This window comes from Dyadobacter sp. HNCC25DJ187 (genome assembly GCF_056895255.1).
Window position 1 is genome coordinate 1747931 of the sequence record NZ_JBXHAT010000002.1, and the last position, 25263, is coordinate 1773193.

At 43.2% G+C, this 25263-nt stretch carries 20 protein-coding genes; 15 read left to right on the top strand and 5 right to left on the bottom strand.

The features are described 5' to 3' along the window. Window positions 1–101: 101 nt before the first annotated feature. The 10 genes from AC1XUE_RS18215 (at window position 102) to AC1XUE_RS18260 (ending at window position 11014) form a co-directional block, all read left to right on the top strand. Complete coding sequence (locus AC1XUE_RS18215; protein WP_483357417.1) at window positions 102–740, top strand: ankyrin repeat domain-containing protein; 639 nt, start codon at window positions 102–104, stop codon at window positions 738–740. Between the two features lie 34 nt (window positions 741–774). Next, complete coding sequence (locus AC1XUE_RS18220; RefSeq protein ID WP_483357418.1) at window positions 775–1134, top strand: DUF4180 domain-containing protein; 360 nt, start codon at window positions 775–777, stop codon at window positions 1132–1134. Between the two features lie 204 nt (window positions 1135–1338). Beyond that, entirely contained in the window at window positions 1339–1920 is a 582-nt protein-coding gene (locus tag AC1XUE_RS18225; protein ID WP_483357419.1) for a GTP cyclohydrolase II, read from the top strand. Between the two features lie 162 nt (window positions 1921–2082). Beyond that, entirely contained in the window at window positions 2083–2922 is an 840-nt protein-coding gene (locus AC1XUE_RS18230) for an SMP-30/gluconolactonase/LRE family protein (RefSeq protein ID WP_483358009.1), read from the top strand. A 438-nt stretch (window positions 2923–3360) separates the two neighbouring features. Next, window positions 3361–5424: a M3 family metallopeptidase gene (locus AC1XUE_RS18235; RefSeq protein ID WP_483357420.1), complete on the top strand. Its 2064-nt coding sequence runs from the start codon at window positions 3361–3363 to the stop codon at window positions 5422–5424. Between the two features lie 140 nt (window positions 5425–5564). Beyond that, on the top strand, window positions 5565–7958 hold the full coding sequence (locus AC1XUE_RS18240) for a TonB-dependent receptor (protein WP_483357421.1): 2394 nt from the start codon (window positions 5565–5567) through the stop codon (window positions 7956–7958). Between the two features lie 11 nt (window positions 7959–7969). Further along, window positions 7970–8917 carry a DUF4249 domain-containing protein gene (locus tag AC1XUE_RS18245; protein WP_483357422.1) on the top strand — a complete coding sequence of 316 codons (948 nt, stop codon included), beginning with the start codon at window positions 7970–7972 and terminating at the stop codon, window positions 8915–8917. A gap of 340 nt (window positions 8918–9257) precedes the next feature. After that, window positions 9258–9671 carry a hypothetical protein gene (locus AC1XUE_RS18250; protein WP_483357423.1) on the top strand — a complete coding sequence of 138 codons (414 nt, stop codon included), beginning with the start codon at window positions 9258–9260 and terminating at the stop codon, window positions 9669–9671. Between the two features lie 123 nt (window positions 9672–9794). Next, window positions 9795–10487 (top strand): DUF421 domain-containing protein, encoded by a 693-nt coding sequence (locus AC1XUE_RS18255; RefSeq protein WP_483357424.1) that lies wholly within the window; start codon window positions 9795–9797, stop codon window positions 10485–10487. 125 nt (window positions 10488–10612) lie between these two features. Then, entirely contained in the window at window positions 10613–11014 is a 402-nt protein-coding gene (locus tag AC1XUE_RS18260; protein ID WP_483357425.1) for a DUF1398 family protein, read from the top strand. Window positions 11015–11053: 39 nt separating this feature from the next. On the opposite strand, the gene AC1XUE_RS18265 is transcribed toward AC1XUE_RS18260, so the two are convergent. Then, window positions 11054–12067 (bottom strand): threonine aldolase family protein, encoded by a 1014-nt coding sequence (locus tag AC1XUE_RS18265; protein ID WP_483357426.1) that lies wholly within the window; start codon window positions 12065–12067, stop codon window positions 11054–11056. A 148-nt stretch (window positions 12068–12215) separates the two neighbouring features. Here AC1XUE_RS18265 and AC1XUE_RS18270 point away from each other — a divergent pair, with 148 nt between their 5' ends. Next, window positions 12216–12395, top strand: coding sequence for a hypothetical protein (locus AC1XUE_RS18270; protein ID WP_483357427.1), 180 nt, complete (start codon window positions 12216–12218; stop codon window positions 12393–12395). 185 nt (window positions 12396–12580) lie between these two features. Here AC1XUE_RS18270 and AC1XUE_RS18275 read toward each other — a convergent pair whose 3' ends face one another. Next, window positions 12581–14839: a S9 family peptidase gene (locus AC1XUE_RS18275; protein ID WP_483357428.1), complete on the bottom strand. Its 2259-nt coding sequence runs from the start codon at window positions 14837–14839 to the stop codon at window positions 12581–12583. A 239-nt stretch (window positions 14840–15078) separates the two neighbouring features. Between AC1XUE_RS18275 and AC1XUE_RS18280 the strand changes: the two genes are divergently transcribed. Continuing rightward, on the top strand, window positions 15079–15948 hold the full coding sequence (locus tag AC1XUE_RS18280; RefSeq protein WP_483357429.1) for an alpha/beta hydrolase: 870 nt from the start codon (window positions 15079–15081) through the stop codon (window positions 15946–15948). Between the two features lie 6 nt (window positions 15949–15954). After that, window positions 15955–16911 carry a hypothetical protein gene (locus tag AC1XUE_RS18285; RefSeq protein ID WP_483357430.1) on the top strand — a complete coding sequence of 319 codons (957 nt, stop codon included), beginning with the start codon at window positions 15955–15957 and terminating at the stop codon, window positions 16909–16911. A 107-nt stretch (window positions 16912–17018) separates the two neighbouring features. Here the strand turns inward: AC1XUE_RS18285 and AC1XUE_RS18290 are convergent, their stop codons facing one another. Next, window positions 17019–18929, bottom strand: coding sequence for a S9 family peptidase (locus tag AC1XUE_RS18290; protein WP_483357431.1), 1911 nt, complete (start codon window positions 18927–18929; stop codon window positions 17019–17021). Between the two features lie 289 nt (window positions 18930–19218). Beyond that, a complete protein-coding gene (locus AC1XUE_RS18295; RefSeq protein WP_483357432.1) occupies window positions 19219–21540 on the bottom strand; it encodes a GH92 family glycosyl hydrolase in 2322 nt (773 codons plus the stop codon). 117 nt (window positions 21541–21657) lie between these two features. On the opposite strand from AC1XUE_RS18295, the gene AC1XUE_RS18300 reads away from it, so the two are divergent. After that, window positions 21658–22500 (top strand): MBL fold metallo-hydrolase, encoded by an 843-nt coding sequence (locus tag AC1XUE_RS18300; protein WP_483357433.1) that lies wholly within the window; start codon window positions 21658–21660, stop codon window positions 22498–22500. Window positions 22501–22648: 148 nt separating this feature from the next. Continuing rightward, window positions 22649–23422, top strand: a complete 774-nt coding sequence (locus AC1XUE_RS18305) for a patatin-like phospholipase family protein (RefSeq protein ID WP_483357434.1) — start codon at window positions 22649–22651, stop codon at window positions 23420–23422. 43 nt (window positions 23423–23465) lie between these two features. On the opposite strand, the gene AC1XUE_RS18310 is transcribed toward AC1XUE_RS18305, so the two are convergent. Continuing rightward, entirely contained in the window at window positions 23466–25253 is a 1788-nt protein-coding gene (locus tag AC1XUE_RS18310; RefSeq protein WP_483357435.1) for a RagB/SusD family nutrient uptake outer membrane protein, read from the bottom strand. Window positions 25254–25263 lie beyond the last annotated feature (10 nt).

A 25263-nucleotide genomic window follows, 5' to 3' on the forward strand; every position in this document is an offset into this window, starting at 1 on the left:
CCCTACATTTCCCAAAAAGCACGCATTGATCAAATGATAAACCTGTCCAAAGTGAAAGATTAGTATCACATTTTGTACATTCAGGGTTTAAAGCGATGAATATGAATATCAAACACCTGATCGACCAAGCCGACCTGGCAGTCATTGAAGCGGCACTCAAAGCAAATCCCGGCCTGGCAAATGAAGGTCTTCCTTTCGACAACCAAAATACCACTAAAGCACATCCGCTGCACCGCATTTGTGACGGTGTCTTTTCCGGAACCTATACCGATGAAGAAGCTGTTCAAATTGCTCAATTGTTTCTTTCTCATGGTGCCGACATAAATGGCTTTGGTGTACCCCTAGGACAAGACTCGCCGCTTGTTGCAGCATCCAGTCTCCATGCTGATGAGGTTGCGATGCTGTATATCCGAAACGGAGCAGTGATTCACCATCAGGGTACGCATGGTGGCACCGCTTTGCATTGGGCTTCCTGGTGCGGTCGTCCTGTTGTTGTAAAAGCTTTACTTTCAGCCGGTTCGGAAGTCAATCAATTATGTATCGATTTCAAAGCCACTCCTCTGTTCTGGGCTGTACGCGGCTCGAAATTCGGCGATCCGGCTCGACTACCCGACTATGGAGCATGCATCAGACTTCTGCTCGCCCATCGTGCTGATAAAACGATACCGAACAAAGACGGAGAAACAGTTTCAGACATGCTTACGGAACATGATACCCTGGTGCGCGAACTTTTGCAATGATGGGTTGTTTGTAATTTAACTAAACCACAAACACATGCAAATTCAATCACACACAGCCAACGGAACGCAGATCGCTGAGATACTAGCAGATGAAATTGTTATATCTGATGCCGAAACCGGTCTGGACTTAATGGGAAACCTCTACTATCAGAACTTCGACGCAATCATTCTGCATGAGAAGAATATCACCCCCATCTTCTTTGATCTGAAAACAGGTATTGCCGGAGAAATTCTCCAGAAATTTTCCAACTATCGGATGCGCCTGGCGATTGTTGGGGATTTCACGCCCTACCAGAGTAAAAGCATCCGCGACTTTATTTTTGAAAGCAATAAACAGGGACACATCAATTTTGTTAACTCTGTTCCAAATGCTTTGCACAAACTAACTACCTGATTTACCGGGTAAACATCATACAATAGAGTTGTATCGTCTTCAAATAAAAACATCAACCTCTTTCATCATATAGAATACAATCAATATGATGAACGTTCACATTGAACACCCATTATTTGACCAAGACAGACAAATGAGCTCTATACCTGACTAAATGGTTGAAGGCATGGCTCTTACATTTTATAAAAGAATAGCAACACACCAATGATCATTAAACTTGCAGAAGGATCCCTGAAAACGCTGTATGGCGAATACAAAGAAATCATGTACTATGACGGACAGACAGAAAGTTTCGCGCTCGTGATGGGCGACGTGCGCGGAGAAGAAGACGTCCTTTGCAGAGTGCATTCATCCTGCATTTTCGGACATCATTTTAATAGTACGGAATGCGATTGCCGCGAACAAATGGCTATTTCTCAACAACTTATTCAGGAGCAGGGGAAAGGTATTGTGATCTGGCTGGATCAGGAGGGGAAAGCCAACGGACACTTCGCATTGCTTAAAAGTAAGGAGTTTAAAAAGGCCGGCATGACACAGGACGATGCCTATGAAGCCGCTGGTTTTGTAAAAGATGCACGTGATTATACCAAGGCAGCAGAAATCCTGAATGACCTCGGCGTTGCTTCCATTCGTATGCTCACCAATAATATTAAAAAAACTGCCACATTAACCCAGTATGGAATTAAAGTAACTGGGGTAAAGGCCATCATTATCGATGCGGGAGATAATGAAGAGTTGCGAAAATCATTAGAGGAAAAGAGAGGAGACGGATACGGAATTTCTTAAATGATAAGTCACAGGTCCAGGGCGGCAGACAAGTAAATGTAAATACGTGGCAAGCTTTTTACCCGAAACAATAACTTAGTTAATCAAATGAAAAAAATCGGAAGAACTTTTTCAACTCTTACAGCAACACTGCTTTTACCTGTATTACTGTCTGCACAAATTATGGATTCAAAATCAATTGTAGCACCGGGAGCCGAGGTGGAAAAACTAGGCGAAGGATACAAATTCACAGAAGGACCGGTGGCCGACAAAGATGGCAACGTATTCTTTTCTGACCAACCCAATAACAAAATCATTCGCTGGGATGCCGAAACTGGCGAGTTCAGCACCTTTTCCGATCAGGCCGGAAGATCGAACGGTATGTATTTCGACAACAAGGGAAACCTTGTGACCTGCGCCGATGAGGAAAATCAGGTGTGGTCATTTGACAAAAAAGGAAAGCCTACGGTATTGGTCACCAAATTCGGCAACAAACTTCTGAACGGACCCAATGACCTTTGGATTGATCCGAAAGGAGGTATTTATCTTACTGATCCATTATACAAACGGGATTACTGGAAACGTGACCCTGCTATGCAACAGGATGGTGAACACGTATATTACCTGCAACCTGACGGCAAAACACTCATCCGGGTAGATGAAACCTTTAAAAAACCGAATGGGATTATCGGTACCAAAGATGGCAAAAAGCTTTTCGTAGCTGATATCGGAGGCGACAAGACTTATGTTTTTGATATTGAAAATGACGGCACCTTAAAAAATAAGAAACTGTTCGTAAATAAAGGATCGGATGGAATGATCCTTGACCAGGAGGGCAATCTTTACATTACCGGTGATGGCGTAACCGTTTTTGATAAAAACGGCGAAAAAATTGCGCATTTCCCAATACATAAAGGCTGGACAGCCAACCTTTGTTTCGGAGGTAAAAACAATGATCTGCTTTTTATTACTGCGGAAACAGCTGTATACGGTTTAAAAATGAAGGTGAAGGGTGTGAAATAATTTTCAACCCAATAGCTTACGATTGCAACACCTATTTATACCAGGTTCAACTCCTCCGGAGTTGAAAAATCTTCGCTGACAATGGCCCCGGATTGTATCCGGGGCTATTCATGTTTGATCCCTCCGGGATCACGTTTCAGAAATCTCAGCACATCTGCAAAATTAAATTACTCCGATAACTTGTCATACGGATCAAATGCCATCTATTGATTTTAATTCATTGGTTAACTACAGAATCCCGGCGGGATTCAACTTGCATAACGCCGGGTGAAACCCGGGGAGTCAAAACCGCATAGTGCAACTGCAACCCTGTAAGGGTTGAACAATACTTCGTCTGCAAACTTTCGGATTGCAACTGACCTTTCAATCATTAAATTGCATTCCTGAAATCCTCATCCGTTTTGATGAGCAACAAAGAATCAATTACATAAAATCGTCATGACATTATCCGATAGCAATACCGAAAACCCGCTTTTTAAACCATTTAACGAAACACCTTTTCAGGTTCCTCCTTTCGACAAAATCCGGACAGAACACTTTATGCCAGCTTTTGAGAAAGGTATGAAAGACCAGAGCGAGCGTGTTGCTGCGATTCATCTCCAGCGATCCGCTCCTGTTTTTGAAAATACCATTGTACCTCTGGAAAACAGCGGAGCTTGGTTGAACAGAATATGCAGTGTTTTCTTCAATCTCAATTCAGCAAATACCTCTCCGGAATTAGAGCAGATTGCTCAGGAAATCGCGCCACGTCTCTCTCAACACGGCGATGATATTTACCTGAATCAGAACTTATTCCAGCGTATAAAAACCGTATTTGAAGAACAGGATCAGCACTCTCTAACCAACGAACAAAAGCGGCTGCTGGATGATACGTATAAGTCTTTTATCAGAAGTGGCGCCAATCTGGATGAACAACAGCAGCTGCGGATGCGGGAAATCAATCAGCAACTTTCTGTGGCTACCGTAAAATTCGGGCAAAATCTGCTGGCTGAAACAAACCATTACGAATTGACGATTGATAATGAAGCTGATCTTGCCGGACTTCCCGCTTCACTGATTTCCTCCGCGAGCCAGTCGGCAAAAGACAACGGGCAAGAAGGAAAATGGCGATTTACATTACATAATCCAAGTGTAATGCCATTTCTCGAATTTGCTGAAAACCGTGCACTGCGTGAACAGATTTACAAGGCATACATTAACCGCGCCAATCACGGTAACGAAGCTGACAACAAAAGTATCGTAAAGGAAATTGTAACATTGCGCGCGGAACGAGCAGAACTTCTGGGATATAAATCTCATGCACATTATGTTTTGGAAAACAGCATGGCCCAAAATCCGCAACATGTATTTGATCTGCTGAACAAATTGTGGGAAGCAGCCATGCCTATTGCCAAACGTGAGCATTCTGAAATGCAGACATTGATGAATAGTCAGGCAGAAAACGCCACGCTGGAAGCCTGGGATTGGTTTTTCTATGCCAACAAAGTGCGTAAGGCTAAATACAACTATGATTCAGAGTTACTCAAGCCCTACTTTAAACTGGAGAACGTTCGGGATGGTATTTTTGCCGTAGCTCAGAAGCTCTATGGGATTACATTCTCTGCAATCGCCCATCTTCCTGTATACCACGAAGATGCGGTCGGCTATGAAGTTAAGGAGGCGGACGGGTCACATATAGGGGTTTTATATCTTGATTACTATACCCGGAAATCAAAACGCGGAGGTGCGTGGATGACATCATACCGCCGGCAATCGAATCAAAAAGGACAAAAGATAGCTCCGGTAATTTCTATTGTATGCAATTTTCCTAAACCAGTAGATAAGCAGCCCGTGTTGCTGACCCCAGATGAAGTAGAAACCTTCTTCCATGAGTTTGGGCATGCATTGCACGGACTTCTTTCCAATGTAACTTATGAATCTCAGGCTGGCACATCAGTACCGCGGGATTTTGTAGAGCTCCCATCTCAGATCATGGAGCACTGGGCTTTTGAACCGGAAGCATTACAACTTTATGCAAAACATATTCAAACAGGAGAAATCATCCCTGATGATCTTGTGAAGAAAATGAAAGAAGCTTCGAAGTTCAACCAGGGATTTGGGACAGTGGAATACCTGGCAGCTTCTTTGCTGGATATGAGTTATCATACACTGCCCGCAAGAGAAAGCGTGGAGCCGGAAGCATTTGAAAAAAATGAAATGCAAAAAATCGGACTGATCGGCCAGATTGCACCACGCTACAGAAGTACTTATTTCCAGCATATATTTTCAGGAGGCTATTCAGCAGGATACTATAGTTACATCTGGTCGGAGGTACTGGATAGTGATGGATTTGCCGCTTTCAAGGAAAAAGGGAATATATTCGATCCGGAAATTGCCGCTTCGTTCCGGAAAAACATACTGGAAAAAGGTGACACAGACGAGCCAATGACTTTGTATAAAGCGTTCAGGGGACGAGAACCAGATGTGCAGTATCTGCTTAAAAACAGAGGTCTTGACCAATGAACATCATCATCTGAGCGGCACCTCATTTGCCGCTCAGATTGTTTTTGCCAAAAAGAATCATTTTCCCATCCTGACTCGTATATTTAGTCCATACTTACCCTACCTTCTATCGTTAGTGATCTTTTAGTAACAGGCTTGCTATGCATGTGGTTTTAACCTTGTTTCTTCTGATATTGCCACTTTGCGTATCCGGGCAGGATCGTGTCACCATCAGTGGATATGTGAAAGAGGCTGGCAGCGAGGAACAACTTCCGGGCGTCAATGTTTTCATTCCTGACACACCCTATGGAGCGGTTACCAATACATACGGATTTTACTCACTTACATTACCCAGAGCAGATTCTGCCACTGTAGCCTACTCCTTTGTAGGATATGACAGAACCGAAAAAAGAGTTTCTCTCCATAAAAATTTACAGATTAATATTTTTCTGGCTGTTGCGAACCAGCTTGATGAAATCACAGTATCTGCACGCCGGGAAGAAAACAATGTGAGCCGCAGTGCACAAATGAGTCAGATTGAAATACCCATTTCTCAAATTAAAAAAGTACCAGCTTTTTTTGGTGAAAAGGATGTGTTGAAAGTATTGCAGCTCATGCCTGGTGTACAGAAAGGAACAGAAGGTCAGACTGGTCTTTATGTGCGTGGTGGAGGACCGGACCAGAACCTGATTATCCTGGATGACGCCGTCGTGTACAATGCCAATCATCTTTTCGGCTTTTTCTCCATTTTCAATAGTGATGCACTCAAAAGTGTGGAATTGACAAAAGGGGGCTTTCCAGCACGGTTTGGAGGAAGGTTATCATCCGTGCTCGAAATGAATATGAAAGAGGGTGCGAAAGATAAACTTCATGGTGAAGGAGGTATCGGACTTATCTCTTCACGACTGACTTTGGAAGGACCTATTTCAAAAAAATCCTCATTTTTGATTTCAGGAAGACGTACTTATATAGACCTGCTTGCCAAACCGCTTATTGCCCGGCAGCAACGTGGAGACGATAGTCAGGTACGGCCAGGTTATTACTTTTATGATTTGAATGCCAAAATGAACTATGACTTCAGTGATAAAGATAAATTATATGTCAGCGGCTATTTCGGGCGTGATAAATTTTATGCTGATGAAACAAGTTCCACATCTGAAACAAAGGCCGGTCTCGACTGGGGAAATGCTACTGCAACATTGAGATGGAACCATCTTTTGGACCAAAAACTGTTTGTAAACACTTCATTGATATTCAGCAATTTCAATTTCGGGGTAAACAGCTATTCTAATGAAGATGGTGGAAGTGACGAATTCAGTCTCCGATACAACTCCCGTATACGCGACCTGGGCCTTAAAACAGATTTTGATTATTTTCCGTCACCAAAGCACGCCATCAAATTCGGGGCACAGGCAATGTTTCACAAATTTGTACCGTCTGCTCTCGCTGTTGAAGGATCATTTATAAGCAGCCCTATAGAAACTTCGGTTGAGGCAGTTAATACTGTTGAAAGTGGAGTTTATGTGGAAGATACCTGGCAGGCTTTGGATGCGTTAAAAATGAACGCTGGTTTCCGGCTCAGTTCATTTCAAACTAAAACAAAAAACTATGTGCTGCCCGAACCACGCTTTTCAGCTGCTTTACGTCTGGCCAGAGATTTTTCTTTTAAGGCATCCTATGCACAAATGAATCAGTATGTGCATCTTCTCTCGAATACAGGGCTTGGTTTACCCACAGATCTTTGGGTACCTACTACAGATAAAGTAAAACCGCAACATTCCCGGCAAATAGCTGCTGGTTTTGCAAAGGACCTGACAAAACCGGCTCTTACCATCACCCTAGAGGGGTATTACAAGGTGATGAACAATATCATCAATTATAAAGAAGGATCCTCATTTTTAAGTATCACAGGTGAAAATGCTAACGAGCTCAGCTGGGAGGATAATATTACTGCGGGCAGAGGGTGGTCGTATGGAACGGAATTGCTACTGCAAAAAAAGGCTGGTAAACTTTCAGGATGGATTGGCTACACATTATCCTGGACCAGATGGCAATTTCCTGAACTGAACTTTGGAAAGACATTTTACCCCCGATACGATCGCCGCCACGACCTCTCCGTTGTTGGAATCTACGAGTTGACCAAACGTATTACAATTTCTGCAACCTGGGTATACGGAACCGGCAATGCACTTACATTGCCGGTATCCAGGTTTACCGGTGTGAGTGACAACTTCTATACGGTTGCCAACAATGGGAAGGTATATACATCCTGGTATGGCGCAAGAGTGAGCGAATATGGCGAAAAGAACAGTTTCCGGGCAGAACCATTTCATAGAATGGATTTAGCCGTACAACTCCGTAAGAAGAAAAAAAGACATGAACGCACCTGGGAATTTGGCATTTATAATGTGTATAACAGGCGTAATCCTTTTTTCTATGACATTTCGGAAGAGACAAAAACAGATAGTCATAACGTTACTACGGTAAATAACACACTTAAGAGATATTCGCTGTTTCCCTTACTCCCATCTTTCAGCTATAATTTCAAATTTTGAGACTCCGGCTTATGAAAAATTTGTTTCTATTGCTTTTGGGATTTCTGCTTTCTGCCTGCGACTCGCTGGTTATTGACGTAGGTCCGAAAAACCTGCCTGCTATGGAGTCTAAGTTGGTTGTGCAGTCATTTATATCACCACAAAACAACAGACTTACCGTTGTTGTAACGGAGTCCGTTCCTTTGTTCGGAGAGTCTGGCGTTAATCTTAACATCATTAAAAATGCAGAGGTAAAAATTTCTGACGGGACAAAAGAAGTTTCTATGACATACGATTCTACCGGATCTTCTTATAGTATTGACCGCTCAAGAATGAATATTTCTGCTGGTAAAACCTACCACCTTTCAGTGCGTGACGGAACCCGAAGTGTAAAATCCACATGCATTGTGCCCGTTGGGAATGCTGTAATCAAAACACACGATATTGACACAGTATTTTCATCCAATGCCTATCATCCGGACACGACCATAATAATAAAAATGACTTGGGAAGACATCAAGGGCATTCCCAATTTTTACCGGGCCAGAGCATTTCTTGAATTGGAATATACAATACTGGAAGGCACAAATCCGGAAAATTTTAAGGAACGCCGGGTTAGAAACCGTTTCAACGTAGATTGGGACGGAGATGCCATACGTAACGATTTTCAAAATGATGTAAACCGTGATGGCGAAATTTTCTCTTCGCCTGTAGGCCGTTTCAGCCTGCCTGCTCCTATGGTGTACTCACTTCCCGACGGAGAATTATATACTTTATACCCAAGAAGCAGAATCATTTCATTGACTTTTCAGGTCGACCATACAGACGAAGATTATTTCAAATATCATCGCTCCCTGCAGCTGCGCAACACTGACAATCCATTTTCAGAACCGGCACTGATATATAATAACATTTCAGGCGGGCTGGGTTGCTTTGCTGCTTACAACTCTTCCTTCGTGGTATATAGGCCCGGAAGATAAAATTATTTCGACACTATTATTGCTCCTCATTTTATGACATTTTGAGGCCAAATCACCTCATGTCTGTATCATTACGAAGGCTGATCGCCAGTACCTATTTTTAAATAACCGCATCTGTTTACAAATCCGCCGGCTCTTATTTTTAGCTACTTATATCTTTAAAATAATGCTAATAGGCAGCTTTCAATATCATAAAGGCTTATATACACTTCCACATGTCTTTATCGATTCACACATATCAGTGCGACTTTAGGCAAAGGCACAGTTTTTTAAAACCTTGCTTACATAAGGCAATGTAAATGATCATTGTCGCGACCCGGAACCTTTAAACTATACAGCTATGGACTTACATGAAAATGATATGTCGCAGGAGAAGAATAATAATCCGGAGCATCAGGATACCAACGAACCTGATACGATGATTGAAAAGTTAGAGGAGTTGAAAGAAAAGGGATATACTTATGACTTCAACCTGACAGCTCATTCACTGGAATTACATAAAGATGATGGAATTAGACTGACGCTATCTCCGGAAGACTTTAACATTGTAGAGTTTTTTAGATTTGAAGGTATGTCTAATCCTTCGGACACATCCATTCTATATGCCATCGAATCATCCGACGGACTCAAAGGTACATTGGTGAGTAGCTATGGTGTATACGCGGATGCAATGTCTAACGACATGATTAAGAAACTTGATACCCGAAGCTCACTCATTGTGCAGCATTCCGAAGATGAAAATAAAACAAACTAGATATATATATAACAAGCTAAAAACCAAACACTTCACAGAAACTAAATATCAAAATGTTACCTCACTTTCCGAAGCTGGGTAACATTTTTTTTTAAGAATTGAGCGCTTTAATATAGCTGAGCCATGTACGAGATTTTCGAATGGGAACGACTTCTTTTCAACGAGCTCCCGACTGTTTTTTTATTCGAAGTTGCATTCCGTTCGGCTGTGATGTTTACCATTGTGCTGGTAGCCCTCAGAGCTACAGGCAAAAGAGGTGTAAAGCAGCTGTCGATTTTCGAAACGGTAATTATTATTGCTTTGGGATCCGCTGCCGGAGACCCTATGTTTTATGAAGACGTGGGTATTATTCCGGCGCTGGTGGTCTTTACGACAGTCATCCTGCTGTATAGACTTGTAACATGGCTGACCGGGAAAAGTAAATGGTTCGAAAAGCTTATTGAAGGAGATACAGTATGTCTGATCAAGGATGGTAAATTTTCTCTTTCTGAATTTAAAAAAGAGAGTCTGGCCCAGGACGAGTTTTTTTCTGAGCTAAGGCTTAAAAGCATTGAACACCTGGGACAAATTAAGAACGCATACCTGGAACCCAGTGGTGAGCTTTCAGTCTTTTTTTGTGAAGATCAGGAAGTTATTCCCGGCTTGCCGATCCTGCCTGATTTATATAGTAAAAAGAGTAAGCTTATCACTAAAAAAGGTATTTATGCATGTACATTTTGCGGTCATATCGAAGAGCTGGATAAAGGATCAACGCATTGCACCGATTGTGGAAAGGATACGTGGGTGCTTGCAGTCAAAACATTACGAAAGGCGTAATCGGTATTCAGCATGATTTTCATCTTTTCAATTCACATATTCTCAGCGATTATTATATTTGGTTAATTACCAGACACCCAATTTGGTTAATTACCAGACACCCAACACGATAAACTTACATGAGCATGGAAAATATCACTTTGTCAGAAGAAATAATTGAAACGGCGAAAAAGAGAGCAGCAGGGCAGTCCTATGCATATCTTTTTAAAACCTTTAAGGCCATTGGTGTCGACAACTATTTTGTAAAAGTAAGTAACCATAAGCGTACTTACACATCCGTAAACGGAGAAAAGCTGATTTTGCCTCCGGATATGCCGGAGTTTGAACCTGCAGAAACTTTTGAACTTGAGTCTGTAAAGGCGGCAATTAAGAAGCATCAAGAAGGCACTATTGACTATCACGATTTCCTGAGGGAAATAGGTGATGCCGGTATCCATACTTACGTGGCCGATATTACGGGCATGAAGGTAATTTATCAGGGGCCTAACTCAGAGTATGAATACGAAGAAATAATTCCTGAGGTATAGAGATTGGCTAAACCTACCCTGCCATACCCACGGGTAGGTTTAGTTTAATATCCTTTGCATTTCAGAAAGGTGGTCATCTGTAAAATCGAGGTGTGTAACGAAACGTACCAGCCCCTTTCCAAAAGGAACTGCTAATATTCCTTTCTCAAACAGATGCTTTACATATTCTTTTTCAGATAAATTTTCGTGGAGTCGAATGATTACGATGTTGGTGTCGACCTGAAATATCTCTTCTACCTCCGGGCGACTACGAAATATGCCTGCGATGGCCCTCGCACGCAAATGATCTTCTTCCAGACGCACTACATGATGATCTAGTGCATAAATACCAGCAGCGGCCAATAGCCCTGCCTGGCGCCATCCACCACCCATTGCTTTGCGAAAACGTTTTGCTCTGCTCATATTTTGTTCAGAGCCCAGTAACAGTGAACCAACCGGGCATCCCAAACCCTTGGACAGACAAATGCTGATCGTATCGAATAACTGACCATACTGTTCAGGACTCTCCCCCGTTTCAGCCAAGGCATTAAATAACCGGGCTCCATCCAGGTGAAGCGGAATTTTCCGATCCCAGCAAACTTGTCTGATATTTTTTATTTCGTTGATATCATAATAGGCACCACCACCTTTATTCATCGTATTTTCCAAGGCTACCAGTCCGGTACAGGTCGTGTGAATATCATCTTCCGGACTTATAGCTTCCTCTACCTGTGCTGCGGTAATTCTTCCACGATCTCCATCCAGCAGCTTTACCGATGCAAAAGAATTTAGCATAATGCCTCCTCCTTCGTATAGATAAATATGCGAATTCTTATCACAAATCACATCATTACCTGGTTTTGTATGCACTCTGATCGCCAATTGATTAGTCATAGTACCAGATGGACAAAATAAGGCAGCCTCCATACCAAACATTCTGGCAGCCTTTTCCTGCAATGCATTTACCGTCGGATCGTCTCCAAATACATCATCCCCCACTTCAGCCTCAAACATGGTTTCTTTCATTGCTTTGGTAGGTTTAGTAACTGTATCGCTGCGTAAGTCAATAATCATTTAAACGTAAGTTATCAATGTGTATGAAGTTATGATTAGCCATCCTCACATATTGGTGAATGTGTGAAGATATACAGGAATGTCGGAAACGTCGTATGATTGAGGAGTACTTTTCTCTAAAACTGATATATTGCAAAAAAAAGCATTTATGGAGTTTGCGGAATATCTGAAACAGAAAAAAATAGACGGAGGCATTTTCAGGAAAAACGATCCGGAACGCTTTGAAGAATGGCAGGAGCTGTTCCAGACCATGCATCCGGACAGCTTTACTGCTCAAAAGAAATTTCTGATTAATGATATAAGGAGGAGGTATCTGCTGAAGGACTGACCCGGTCTGCACAAGCTAATGCTGGGCTGAACGGATTTAAGATCACTTATCCAAATCCGTTCAGACTGACTGCGTCATGCAGACCAATGATTGACCCGGTCTACACACCTAACGGTGGGTTGAACGGATTTAGAACAACCCACCCTATACCGTTCTGACTGACTGCGCCATTCAGACCGGATGGCTTAATTCATGCCTTCCCAGGCTGGTGGCTCAACGCCAAGCAGATGTTTCACAAAGAAATCACGGCGCTTATGCTCACCATAATCGCCACCCATCGAGTGACCCATTCCGGGAACCATCAGAAAATCAAATGGCTTGTTTGCTTTGATCAGCGCATCCATAAACTGCATGGTAGACGCCGGATCCACATTGTCATCCATCTCACCCAGAATCAACAGCAATTTACCTTTCAGTTTAGCTGCGTGCGTTGAATTGGAAGATTCTGCATAATGCTGACCGATCGGATATCCCATCCATTGTTCATTCCACCAGATTTTATCCATGCGGTTATCGTGGCATCCCGACGAAGACACTGCTACCTTATAGAAGTCGGGATGTAACAATAACGCTGCTGCTGAGTTTTGACCTCCGGCAGAATTACCGAATATACCAACCTTATTGGCATCGATATAAGGATATTTGGATGCCGCCGCTTTGATCCACTTAATCCGGTCGGGGAAGCCTGCATCTTTGATATTTTGCCAGCATACATTATGGAAAGCTTTTGAACGGTTGGAAGTTCCCATTCCATCCAGTTGCACTACTATAAAACCAAGTTCAGCCAGCTCATGCAGGAACCTGTAACGGAAATCTGAATTAAATACCTTCGGGGCATGTGAGCTGTGCGGACCAGCATATATGAGCTCAATAACAGGATATTTCTTTTTGGGGTTGTAATTGATGGGCCGCACGATGATACCATAAATATCCGTTACGTTATCCCGCCCTTTGGCTACAAATACCTCAGGTGCTTTCCATCCTATTTTTTGCAGTTCACTGATATCAGCCTTCTCTATTTCCTGTATAATTTTCCCGTCTGCAACGCTTTTCAAATTGGTTACCGGAGGAAGGTCAACGCGTGAATAAGTATCAACAAAATACTTATAATCAGACGAGAAAGATGCATTATGTGTTCCATTCTCTGTTGTTAGAGCAATGAGTCCGTCTCCATCAAATCCAACTCTGTAATACTGGATCAGGTAAGGATCCTGCCCCTTCTCTCTTCCGCTACCTTCAAATATAATGGTACGTGCCTTGTCATCTACCTTCACTACTTTTCTCACTACCCATTCTCCCTTTGTGATCTGGTTTTTCACTTTTCCAGTGAATCCGTCGTACAGATACAGATGGTTCCATCCATCCCGCTCCGATGTCCAGATGATTTCCTTTCCGTCATTGGCATCATAACGGTATTTTTTACCACTGTAATCAATGAAAGTTTTGCTCGTTTCCGCGATCAGATCACGTGCTTCACCGCTTTCACCGTTCACTTCAATGACCTTGTAAGCCTGATGCCCTCTTTCATTGTATTCAAATGAAAAAGCTCTGCTATCATCCCACCATTTGGGATTGGTGGTAGCATACTGATGCCCCATTGAAGTTTTCACAGGAATATGCTTACGTGACTCTACCAAAAACAGATGCGCTTCTTTTTGTGGTAATGCATCACCCGGCTTAAGATAATTGCGCGAGTGTAGTTTAGGCTGAAACTGGTCGGCAGGCGTGGATTCTATAAAATAAATCAGGTGCGGCTTGTTCGGACGAACTTTGAATGTCGCAATTTTCTTTGAATCGGGCGACCATACCAGAGCAGATGAGTAGTTATCTCCTTCTGAGCCATCGAAACTCAATGCCAATTCCTTATCTGACTTATCAGCCCGCTGCACATATACGTTATAACTCTTCACAAACGCAATCCACTTTCCATCCGGAGATGTTACCGGCGGACGATTTTCCTCTCCACCGCCATCTCCCCAGTAGCGACCTCTTCTGACATCCGGTCGTTTCGCTACTTTTTGAATCTTATAGGAACTGAGATTACATTTCCAGTTTTCATCTTTGTATTCAAATTCTACCGCATTCCCTTTATCTGAGAAATGGAGCGCTGTAATCGGCAAACTGTCCGGTCTCACTTTACTCTTACTTACGTCAGCCAATGCTTTGGCCAGTTTTTCATGATCAAAAGCAGGAGACTTACTCTTACTGACAGCGTCAACCAGAATGAATTTCTTTCCTTCAGAAGTAGAATTTGAATACCAGAATTTGTGCCCGCCTTCTATCCATTGAATAGTTGAAGGTGTATTGTATACTTTGTTGTCCATCGCCTGCTTCACTACCTCGGCACGCAGATAATCTTCCTTTTTACCCTGTGCCATCAGCATAGTACTAATGCCTACAAGACAGACTGAAAGTATGGATAAAAAGGGTGCATGCACTTTCATGGGAAAGACACGTCTAATGAATAAAAATAGCATAAGGATTTTAAGGTTTAGAACAGGTAATTACAGACATTGTGAATGCTTTGGGTATATACGATATACGTATGTAAACGGCAATCATTCTTAACACAATGATAATGAAACAAGCGTGGGCTTAATCGATTAAAATTAACGTTTAATCATACAATATTAACCCTGAAACTATCTACAAAAATTACTCATTCTCAAATCCCGGAAATCACATGAAAAAAGCTGCTACTATCCTATTCTTATTGATAAGCATTGCATCCTTTGGCCAGGGAACGATTAAGGAAAGCTTGCTTGTAAAGAGTAAGGCCATGGGGAAAGAAATCAAATACAATATATACCTTCCGGCCGACTACGAAAAAACAAACCGAAGCTATCCGGTGCTCTATCTGCTGCACGGCTACACGGATGACGAAACCGGCTGGACACAGTTTGGTGAAGCGGGCCGTATCGCCGATGAAACCATTAAAAGCGGAATTGCTCCTGCCATGATTATCGTCATGCCAGATGCGGGTGTGACCTTTTATATCAATAATGCGGATGGAAAACAGAAGTATGAAGATTTTTTCATATCCGAATTAATCCCGCATATTGAAGCCACCTACCGAGCCCGTCCGAAGAAAGAGTTCAGAGGCGTTGCCGGCTTGTCGATGGGAGGCTATGGAACAATGATTATGGCACTCAAGCACACGGATATGTTTGCAGCTGCAGCTCCCCTGAGCGGGGCATTCTGGACCGACGATGACATATCTGCCATGCCCGCCGAACGCTGGGACGGACTATTTGCCGGACTCTTCGGAAAAGCGGCTCCAGGTAAAGACCGCCTTACAGAAAACTGGTATCGTAATTCCATTTTTAAAATTGTTGAAACTACACCTGTGGATAAACTAAAATCAGTGAAGTACTATATAGACTGCGGTGACGACGATTTCCTGATCAAAGGCAACATGGCACTTCACTCCGCACTGATCGACAAAGCCGTTCCTCACGAATTTCGTGTACGAGACGGTGGGCATACCTGGACTTACTGGCGTACGGCTTTGCCAGAAGTCATGAAGTTTGTCGGGCAAAGTTTTATTAGATAGCGTTGCATGAAGTTTTCAATCCATTACCTAATCCGAAAAAGCTGCTATTGCTTATTTATTTCAGCATTGGTGGGGCTCACCTCCTGCAGCACGACTATCAAAGTATCCGGCTCAAAGCTGGTGGGGCTTAAAAATAGTTATTGCACTCCTAATGTAGCGTATCAATCTTCTGCAGATTTGTGGAACGATCCTCGTTTTGTTGATCTGTCGAAAACGAAACTCAACGCACATGATCAACTCATGTGCAAGATATTGGGGATTAGCGGACAAGTAGACAAATTAATAAACCGATCAAATAAAAGAGCAGATTCGCTCACACTCGAAAGACTCGCCTTGTTACAGAGTATAAACGGAAGGATACGTATAGCACAAACAGAATTACAGGCAATAGCAGCTGAGCTGGACTGCGAAGGCGAACGGGCAGATATGGCTGGAGCCTATCTGGAGAATCTGGATGATAAAAGAGATCGTAATTACACAGTTGCTTCGGTGATTGTGGCTGCATTAACTACTGTGGCTACCGTGGTTGTTTCCGGTGATGGCGCGCAGACGGCAATTGGTGTTGGTGGTGGTTTAATCAGTGCCGGATTGGGAGCAGTTACCATAAACCCAAGGGCACACCAGTTCGAATTCCTTCACGAACGAAATCTCTTGCGGTCAATATGGGCAGAAACAGATGAAAATGCGGATTACCCAGGTTTTGTCTGGAGAATGCTGAACGAAAAACAGTTTAGTAACAAAGGTGATAAAACACTGGCGCAAAGCATTAAAAACAGATGGATTGAGTTCGAGTTTGAAGGAGAAACGAATGGCAGTAAACAAAATCTTATTTTCGGTAGTGGAGGTATTTATCGTGCTGATGATTTTCAAACACGCTCGTCCATGATCAACCAGATGCAATCCACGATCCGCTCTATCAATCAGGACCTTACCAGTCTTGTGGTTTATATTGAGAGCTTATAAGTTAACATCGAAGCTTGCTTAGAGTTAACATCATAAAAATGACCTGTGTTGTACCGACACAGGTCATTTTCTATTAATTTAAATACTGAATTTGTCGCAGCGGCAACTTATAATGTTTCCTTCAACCAGCTGAAAAATTCCCGTTGCCAGACAATGGCATTCTGGGCATTGAGTACCCAATGGTTTTCTTCAGGAAGATATAACAACTTACTTTTGATTCCTTTCAACTGAGCCGCCTGGAATGCCTGTAGCCCCTGCTCAATGGGAACGCGATAGTCTTTTCCACCCTGAATAATAAAAATAGGGGTGTTCCATTTATCCACAAAATTACTGGGCGACTGGCTGAAAGAGCGTTGTGCAACCGCATTCGATTTATCCCAGTAATTGCCTCCCTTTTCCCAATTCTCGAAGAACATTTCATCTGTAGTGCCGTACATACTTCTGAAATCGAAAACGCCATCGTGTGATATAAAAGTTTTGAAACGGCCATTGTGCTGCGCTTCCAATGCAAATACAGAAAAGCCACCAAAACTTGCACCTACGCAACCAAGTCTTGACTTATCTACATAAGGCTGTTTTGCTTCTGCATCGATTGCACTGAGGTAGTCTTTAATCACTTGTCCGCCCCAATCCTTACTCACCTGCTCATTCCATTTGGTTCCATGCCCGGGCATACCACGGCGGTTTGGCGCTACTACGATGTAACCCTGTGAGGCCATGAGCTGAAAATTCCAACGATAAGAATAGAATTGAGTCAATGCAGACTGAGGTCCACCCTGGCAGTACAACAGTGTCGGATATTTTTTTGACGGGTCAAAGCCCGGAGGATAAATTACCCAAACCAACATTTTTTTACCATCCGTAGTAGTTACCCATTTCCTTTCTGTTTTACACAAACCCAGATTGGCGTATACATCGTCGTTCACATGTGTCAGCTGCTTCATGGCACCGCTTTCAATATCAACGGTGTATAATTCAGCAGCATGGTTCATGTCGGTACGGGAAACGATCAGGGTATTACCTATCTGACCGTGGACTCCGCCAATATCGAAATCACCTTTTGTAATTTGTGTGATCACGGAAGCCATTCTTGTAAGTCCCGGATAATTCACTTTAAACAACTGAACTGTTCCATCCGTAGCAGCCCAGAAAAATAATGTACGGCCATCTTCTGCCCATTTGAATCCATCTACATGGATGTCGTCTCGCTGCTGTGTCAGATTTTGTTTCACTTTGCCATCACTCACCACCAGATCCTGCTTATCGGCTTCGTAGCCGTCTCTTTTCATTTGCAGCCAGGCTAGCTGGCCTTTTTCATTGTAAGCCGGTGCTACATCATAGCCTTTATTCTCTTCTGTCAGATTTCTGGTAGTTCCCTTTTCAACGTCGTATTCGAACAGATCTGTATTGGTACTCACGGCGTAATCCGTCCCGAATTTCTTTTTGGTAACATACAATACCTTCTTACTATCAGGACTCCAGATAAAATCTTCATCTCCCCCGAATGGCTTCTGCGGACAGTCAAATTTTTCACCTTTCATGATATCTTTCGCCTCTCCCGCCTTTCCATTCGTATAAGGAGCTACAAATACATGGTCAAATTTACCGTCTTCCCAGGTATCCCAGTGCCTGTAATTCAGTGAAGTGAATACATATGCGTCAGATTTGGGAAGATCTTTGTATTTATCCGCTCCGGTGATGTCAATTTCCTGTACCGGAGCGCTGCTGATGATGTGCTTTCCATCGGGTGATATACGATCATTGACCAATATTTCATCTGCATTTTCGATCGCCTCTGCCGTACCACCAGTTACGGGTATACGATACGTTTTCCGGTTGGTTTTATTGGTTTCCAGGTCCGGCGTCCCCACAGAATAGATCACATATTTCTTATCCTTTGAAATACCTGATGCCGATACTCTTCCCAATTTCCACAGCTGTTCTGCAGAAAGGTTTGTTTGTGCATTTGCTACGAGTGACATCACTGCCAGCCCGGCGCAAAACCATAATTTTTTCATACAATGTTTGATGATAGTTAATCCCGGCAAACCGGAAGCAATACAATCTGTGAAATTATGGCATCGGGGGGAAGAATCAAAAAATTAGATTATCCGCGAAATTTAAACGCGGAGTTTTTTCGTTACACAGAGGTGCACAAAGATGAGGAGAGAGCCACAGAGATGATTTATAATATTGAGGTATGGAGAGCTTACGCCCCGTCGCGATGAAAAAACAAGAGGTTCACAGAGCATAATAAATTCTCTGTGAACCTCTTATTAACTCTATGGTTCTCTGTGTAACCTTAAATCATTTAGACAGCGAAGCAGGAGCGTCTTTCGGATCGGCTCCCCATTTCTTATTTGGCTCTGAGCCCATTTCCAATATCAGTTTCCCGCCTTTTGTCAGCTCCTGATGAGAGAGGTACGTTCTGCTGAAAGGTTTCCCGTTCAGTGTCGCGGATTGTATATAGGGAGCTTTGTCTGAAACATTTTTCGCTTCAATCACAAACTGTTTCCCTTTTCCGGTTTGCAGTTTTACCTCTTTAAATACCGGACTTCCCAATACATAGTCAGGCGTTCCGGGTGCAACCGGGTACATACCGATCATGCTGAAAGCAAGCCATGCTGACATCTGTCCGCCATCCTCATTTCCACTCAAACCACCCATTCCTGTATCGTATTCTTCATAAATAATCTTTCTCACCCATTTCTGCGTTTTCCATGGCTCACCGGCATACGCATACAAATAAGCAATCTGATGATTAGGCTCATTACCATGCCAGTAATGTCCTTGTTCAAAAAGGGTATCCAGTTTATTGGTGAATGCCTTATTTCCACCCATGATCTTTGCAAGTCCGGCCACATCCTGGGGAACAAACCAGGTATACTGAGCCGGTGAACCTTCAGTAATAAACGGAGAACGCTTCGCAAACGGATCGAAGGATTTGATCCAGCTGCCATCAGCATATCTTCCTCTTGCATATCCGGTTGAAGGATCAATCACATTTCTATAATTCAATGCATGTTGCTGTAAAACGTCTTCGTCCTTTGCATGCCCCAGACCTTTGGCCAGGACCGACAAGGCGAAATCGTCATAAGCGTATTCCAAGGTACGGCTTACCTGTTCACGCTTGTGAAAAGCCTGCCACACACTGTCTTCCAGCGGGACATAACCGTATTTGAGATAGGATTCCATACCACGCCTGCCCTTACCTTCCTCATAACTTTTACGATCAGAATTGGCTTCGAAGGCATTTTTGCGTAAATAGGTATAAGCTGAATTGAGGTCGAAGTTACGAATACCCTTGGCGTATGCATCTGCAATGACCGATGCAGAATGATCACCAATCATGGCTGCGGTGTATTGATTCCAGCATGGAAAAATGGGCATCCATCCCCCCTGTTCCGCTTTTTTCACCAGTGACTGCATCATATCTCCCGACTGCTTCGGTTCCAGTAAATGATGCAAAGGCATGGCAGCCCGGAAAGTATCCCACATGCTGTAATCGCAGTAATAGTCAAACCCATCTGCTTGCTGAACCGGAGTACCTCCTGCGAAAGAAGGATATTTCCCATCTATATCCGAAAAAAGACGTGGCGACAATTTCGTCCGGTACAGGGCACTGTAAAACAAAGTCTTATCCTTCTCTGCTCCGCTTACCTGTACCACACCCAAGGCAGCATTCCAACGCTTTTTTGTATCATTCTGAACCGCTTCGAAGGACTTTCCAGCCAATTCCTTTTCCAGATTCAGCCTCGCCCCCTCAATACTGGTGAAGGATGTTCCGATGCGAACCTGCACAACCTGCCCGGCTACGCCAAACCCGATATAGGCTCCCAACTTTTCACGATTACCCTTGCCCGTGATCTCTCTGGCTCCCGGCACGATCGTATCACCGTTCCATACACCGAACTGGGTAATTTTTTTATCGAACTTAAGTACAAAATAGCCACTGAACCCGGCAGGCTGGCCGGATCCCTGATAAATCCTATGCACAGGATTATAACCTATTACTTCACCCTTCTCAGGAAACACTTCGACGTAACCCTCGCCTTCATCACTATTAGGCTCTATGATAATAAAATTATCCTCACCTCCTTCATACCGAAAGCGCATCATAGCTGTGCGTGACAGAGCAGTCACTTCCGCGTTAATTTTATAATCTTCCAGGTACACCCCATAGTAATCGGGTGCTGTTTTCTCCTTTTCATGCAAGAACGAGGATGCTCTCAATTCCGGATTTATTTTGAGCTCGCCAGATAAAGGCATTACCGTCAATGTACCGTAGTCCTGTACACAAGAGCCATTCAGCCAGTGCGTTCCTCTGAAGCCCTGGAACGTAGTGTCGTTGAAATAATAGGGAGCAATGCATTTTGTTTCTGTTGACCGGGTTTGCGGAGTCCATTGCGTCATAGCATGTGGCATGCCGACTGCGGGAATGGTCTGGCCTTTCAACTCACTACCGGCTTCGCTGTGATGTGTTGCACTTTCGGTGGTCGACGGTGCCGTACCAATTCGGGTTTCGACATACTCAACAGGTGTTTTCTGGCCGGTTGCCACACCAGACAGCAACATCAATCCAACAATTATAACGCCGAAATCCGATCTTTTTATAGTAGAAATACGCATAGAAATAGGACAATAAATGCCCGAAAAAGAGTCGTTAATTGGGAAAATTATGATATGTTAGCGTATGTTGGTTTGCAAACCTATGAAAGAAGGACGATTTAATTTAATTATAACCCTATGAAAATTCATATCATCGACACCGGCTTCTTCAAATTGGATGGCGGAGCCATGTTTGGCGTGGTTCCCAAGACATTATGGAGCAAACACAATCCTGCCGACGAGAAGAATCTGTGTAGCTGGGCAATGCGCTGTCTGCTCATTGAAGATGGGCAAAAATTGATATTGGTTGATACAGGATTAGGAGATAAACAAGATCAAAAATTCTTCGGCTTTTATGACTCGCATGGGGATGCCACTTTACTTGGTTCTATTCGTGAGAAAGGATTTAGTCCTGAACAAATTACGGATGTAATCCTGACGCATCTGCATTTTGATCATGTGGGAGGTGCTGTCAAATACAATCGGGATAGAACCCAATTACAAACTGTTTTCCCGAACGCAAAATACTGGTCAACCGAAAAACACTGGGACTGGGCTACCCATCCCAATCCGAGGGAAAAGGCATCATTCCTGACAGAAAATATTCTACCTATTAAAGAATCAGGTCAGCTGAATTACATCAAAGAAGAAACATCTCCTTTTGACGACATCAGTTTTATTCATGTAGACGGACATACGGAGCAAATGATATTACCTGTAATCCAATACCGTGATCAGAAAATCATATATGCTGCGGACTTGTTTCCATCCTCATTCCACATTCCCCTCCCCTGGGTGATGAGTTATGATGTACGCCCCTTGCTCACGATGGAGGAAAAAGAACGCGTGCTTCACTCTGCTGCAAATGAAAACCATATACTGATTTTCGAGCACGATCCGTTATACGAAGCGGCGGTTGTGGAGCACACGGAAAAAGGAATCCGGATAAGAGAAAGAGGAAAGCTGAGTGATTTTGTGTGAGGGGTAAATGTGGTTACACGGAGAACCACAGAGAAAACAAGAGAACCACGGAGGATTTAAAGGGGTTAAGAAAGATTAGTATCAAAAACTCAGCGAAACGCTGCGTTAAACTCAATTAACTCTGCGTTCAAATATCAATTAAACTCAAATGACAAAAACAGGACTTGTTCTATCCGGTGGAGGTGCCAGAGGAATTTCCCATATCGGTGCAATCAAAGCACTCATGGAAAAGGGAATACAATTTGACAAAATCAGTGGAACAAGTGCGGGCGCGTTTATAGGTGCATTGCTTGCTTATGGATATTCGCCAGATGATATCCTTGATATTTTTATCCAAACCAAATTTCTCAGGTTCCTGCGTTTTGGATTTAGCACAGGTGGCATGCTGAACATTGAGCATGCTGAAAAGATACTTTTTAAGCATATTCCCGAAAACACTTTCGAATCGCTTAAAATACCACTAGCCGTGACCACAACAGACATACAGATAGGAGAAGAAGTATGTTTTAAAACCGGTGAGTTGGCTAAACCGGTACTGGCATCCTGTTGTTTACCGGGCTTATTCAAGCCAATCAAATTTCAGGGAAGAGAACTGGTTGACGGCGCCATTTTCAACAACCTTCCCGTAAATGCAATTCAAAATGAAGTGGATTATCTGATCGGCATCCATTGTAATCCGATCGCGTTTGGTAAAACATCTTCCCACATTCATCAGATCACCTACAGAAGTTTCAGGCTGGCCATGAGAGGAAAGGCAAAAGCAAGTCTGGATCGCTGCGACATGCTGATCGAAGCACCTGAGTTATACAATTACAACACCTTTGATTTCAGAAAAACGAAAGTGCTTTTTGATATTGGTTACAATTACACCAAAGAATTTCTGGAGCTACATCAAGTGGGGTGTACCAATCCAAATGATTAGCACACCCCATTCTTAATTCTTAATTTATCATTTTAATTCGATATCAATACCCCGGATTTTGAATAAGCTTGTTGTTCTTATTCATCTCATCCAGCTTGATAGGAAGGAAATAGTTCCTGTCCACCCATTTACGTTCCTGCACTTCAATGATCTTGTAAGTAGCCTTTGCCGAGGTTGTACGATCGGCGTTTAGCTTGTAAGTTGGTTCTACACCACGTGCATTTGAGTAAACTGTTGGAGCTATCATCCAGCGGCGTACATCGAAAAAGCGTTGTTCCTCATAAGCCATTTCAATACGACGCTCATTCTGATAACGCTTCACAAGTGCTGCACCGGTTTCAGTGATATCCGGCATGGCAGCACGCTTGCGGATCATATTCAGATATTTCTTAGCTTCCGCTTCTTCTCCCAGGTTGATGCACGCTTCTGCGTAATTCATCAAAATTTCGGTATATCTGATAAACCTCCATGGCACCTCAGATCTGAAGAATTGTGCATCCACAGCAGGATCCATAAACTTTTTCAGATAATAACCTGAATACGTACCGTTCCAGTCTTCAATGGGTCCTTTTCTGGTATCAAGTCCGGCCACCACTTCAACTTTTGAGGTTGTTGCGTTCCATTTTTCCCAATAACCCGTTTGAATGATACCCTTAGGATCCTTGTCAATTACGTCAGCCGGACGTTGTCTCCAAGATGCACCTTCAAACAGAATATCAGCATACAAACGTGAATCACGACCTACATACGGATCAGCTGCGTGCGCCGGATTCGACCAGGAAAACTTAGTACCGTCCTTCATTTCGTAATCATCAACCAGCTGACCAAGCGGTGTGTTACCACCCCAGTTATGGTAACCATTGGGGCCATTGGAACGCCCCGGCCATGCTCCGTCATTATCCAGTTTGGCTAGGAAATAACGTACATGTATATCTTCAGGTGATGCCTTCGAGACAAACATATCGGCTCTGTTTTTAGAGGCTTCAGCCAATGTAGCAGGATTCGGTGCATTCAGACTATAGATACCCATATCGATTACCGCCTTTGCAGCAGCTTTGGCAGCTCTCCATCTTGCAGTGCGATCGCCACCTTTGTAACCGATTAACTCTGTATTGGCGTAGCCTGCTGCCCAGGTTGGATTGGCATACAGATCACTAGCTGCATACAAAAGCGTACGTGATTTTAGTGCGAGAGCCGCGCCCTTGGTAGCACGTCCCGCATTGGCAGCCGACTGTGTTTCGGGTAGCAAAGCAGCCGCTTTATCGCATTCATCAGCAATAAACTTGATGCACTCTTCATATGTATTACGAGGCATGGAATATTCTTCGCCCAGGCCATACGCTTTTGTAACCAGAGGTACACCTCCATACACTGATACCAGATTGTGGTAGAGATACGCACGGATAAAATGTTCTTCACCCATATACATGTTCTTGGTAGCAGCGTCCAGTGTAGTAGCGCTTTCAATTTTACTAAAGAACAGGTTTGTTGCACGTATATTCTTATAAACATTGTCCCACACGTAATAGGCAGCACGGTCATAAGCCCAGTCATTGATATCGCTGGCATTGATAAGACCTTTGGTTACGTTCACAACCGGTCCCCATACAGCCATAGACTCATCACTGTAAGTAGAGAACATCACGTTGTTAAAACCATGGCCTAGTCCACGATAAGTATTGTTAATAAATGTTTGGATCAGTGCTGCATCATTCCATACTGCATCTTCAGAAAACTGATCCTGCGGCTGCTTGTCAAGGAAATCCTGATTACAGGAAGTCAAATTGCCAAGGCTCAGCGCTACTGTTAAAATAGCTATTATCTTTTTCATGTATAATCAA

What these genes read in the sequence shown, in the direction of transcription:
- AC1XUE_RS18215 (WP_483357417.1), top strand. Translation starts at nt 102, where the DNA reads ATGAATATCAAACACCTGATCGACCAAGCCGACCTGGCAGTCATTGAA.
- AC1XUE_RS18220 (WP_483357418.1), top strand. Translation starts at nt 775, where the DNA reads ATGCAAATTCAATCACACACAGCCAACGGAACGCAGATCGCTGAGATA.
- AC1XUE_RS18225 (WP_483357419.1), top strand. Translation starts at nt 1,339, where the DNA reads ATGATCATTAAACTTGCAGAAGGATCCCTGAAAACGCTGTATGGCGAA.
- AC1XUE_RS18230 (WP_483358009.1), top strand. Translation starts at nt 2,083, where the DNA reads ATGGATTCAAAATCAATTGTAGCACCGGGAGCCGAGGTGGAAAAACTA.
- AC1XUE_RS18235 (WP_483357420.1), top strand. Translation starts at nt 3,361, where the DNA reads ATGACATTATCCGATAGCAATACCGAAAACCCGCTTTTTAAACCATTT.
- AC1XUE_RS18240 (WP_483357421.1), top strand. Translation starts at nt 5,565, where the DNA reads ATGCATGTGGTTTTAACCTTGTTTCTTCTGATATTGCCACTTTGCGTA.
- AC1XUE_RS18245 (WP_483357422.1), top strand. Translation starts at nt 7,970, where the DNA reads ATGAAAAATTTGTTTCTATTGCTTTTGGGATTTCTGCTTTCTGCCTGC.
- AC1XUE_RS18250 (WP_483357423.1), top strand. Translation starts at nt 9,258, where the DNA reads ATGGACTTACATGAAAATGATATGTCGCAGGAGAAGAATAATAATCCG.
- AC1XUE_RS18255 (WP_483357424.1), top strand. Translation starts at nt 9,795, where the DNA reads ATGTACGAGATTTTCGAATGGGAACGACTTCTTTTCAACGAGCTCCCG.
- AC1XUE_RS18260 (WP_483357425.1), top strand. Translation starts at nt 10,613, where the DNA reads ATGGAAAATATCACTTTGTCAGAAGAAATAATTGAAACGGCGAAAAAG.
- AC1XUE_RS18265 (WP_483357426.1), bottom strand. Translation starts at nt 12,067, where the DNA reads ATGATTATTGACTTACGCAGCGATACAGTTACTAAACCTACCAAAGCA.
- AC1XUE_RS18270 (WP_483357427.1), top strand. Translation starts at nt 12,216, where the DNA reads ATGGAGTTTGCGGAATATCTGAAACAGAAAAAAATAGACGGAGGCATT.
- AC1XUE_RS18275 (WP_483357428.1), bottom strand. Translation starts at nt 14,839, where the DNA reads ATGAAAGTGCATGCACCCTTTTTATCCATACTTTCAGTCTGTCTTGTA.
- AC1XUE_RS18280 (WP_483357429.1), top strand. Translation starts at nt 15,079, where the DNA reads ATGAAAAAAGCTGCTACTATCCTATTCTTATTGATAAGCATTGCATCC.
- AC1XUE_RS18285 (WP_483357430.1), top strand. Translation starts at nt 15,955, where the DNA reads ATGAAGTTTTCAATCCATTACCTAATCCGAAAAAGCTGCTATTGCTTA.
- AC1XUE_RS18290 (WP_483357431.1), bottom strand. Translation starts at nt 18,929, where the DNA reads ATGAAAAAATTATGGTTTTGCGCCGGGCTGGCAGTGATGTCACTCGTA.
- AC1XUE_RS18295 (WP_483357432.1), bottom strand. Translation starts at nt 21,540, where the DNA reads ATGCGTATTTCTACTATAAAAAGATCGGATTTCGGCGTTATAATTGTT.
- AC1XUE_RS18300 (WP_483357433.1), top strand. Translation starts at nt 21,658, where the DNA reads ATGAAAATTCATATCATCGACACCGGCTTCTTCAAATTGGATGGCGGA.
- AC1XUE_RS18305 (WP_483357434.1), top strand. Translation starts at nt 22,649, where the DNA reads ATGACAAAAACAGGACTTGTTCTATCCGGTGGAGGTGCCAGAGGAATT.
- AC1XUE_RS18310 (WP_483357435.1), bottom strand. Translation starts at nt 25,253, where the DNA reads ATGAAAAAGATAATAGCTATTTTAACAGTAGCGCTGAGCCTTGGCAAT.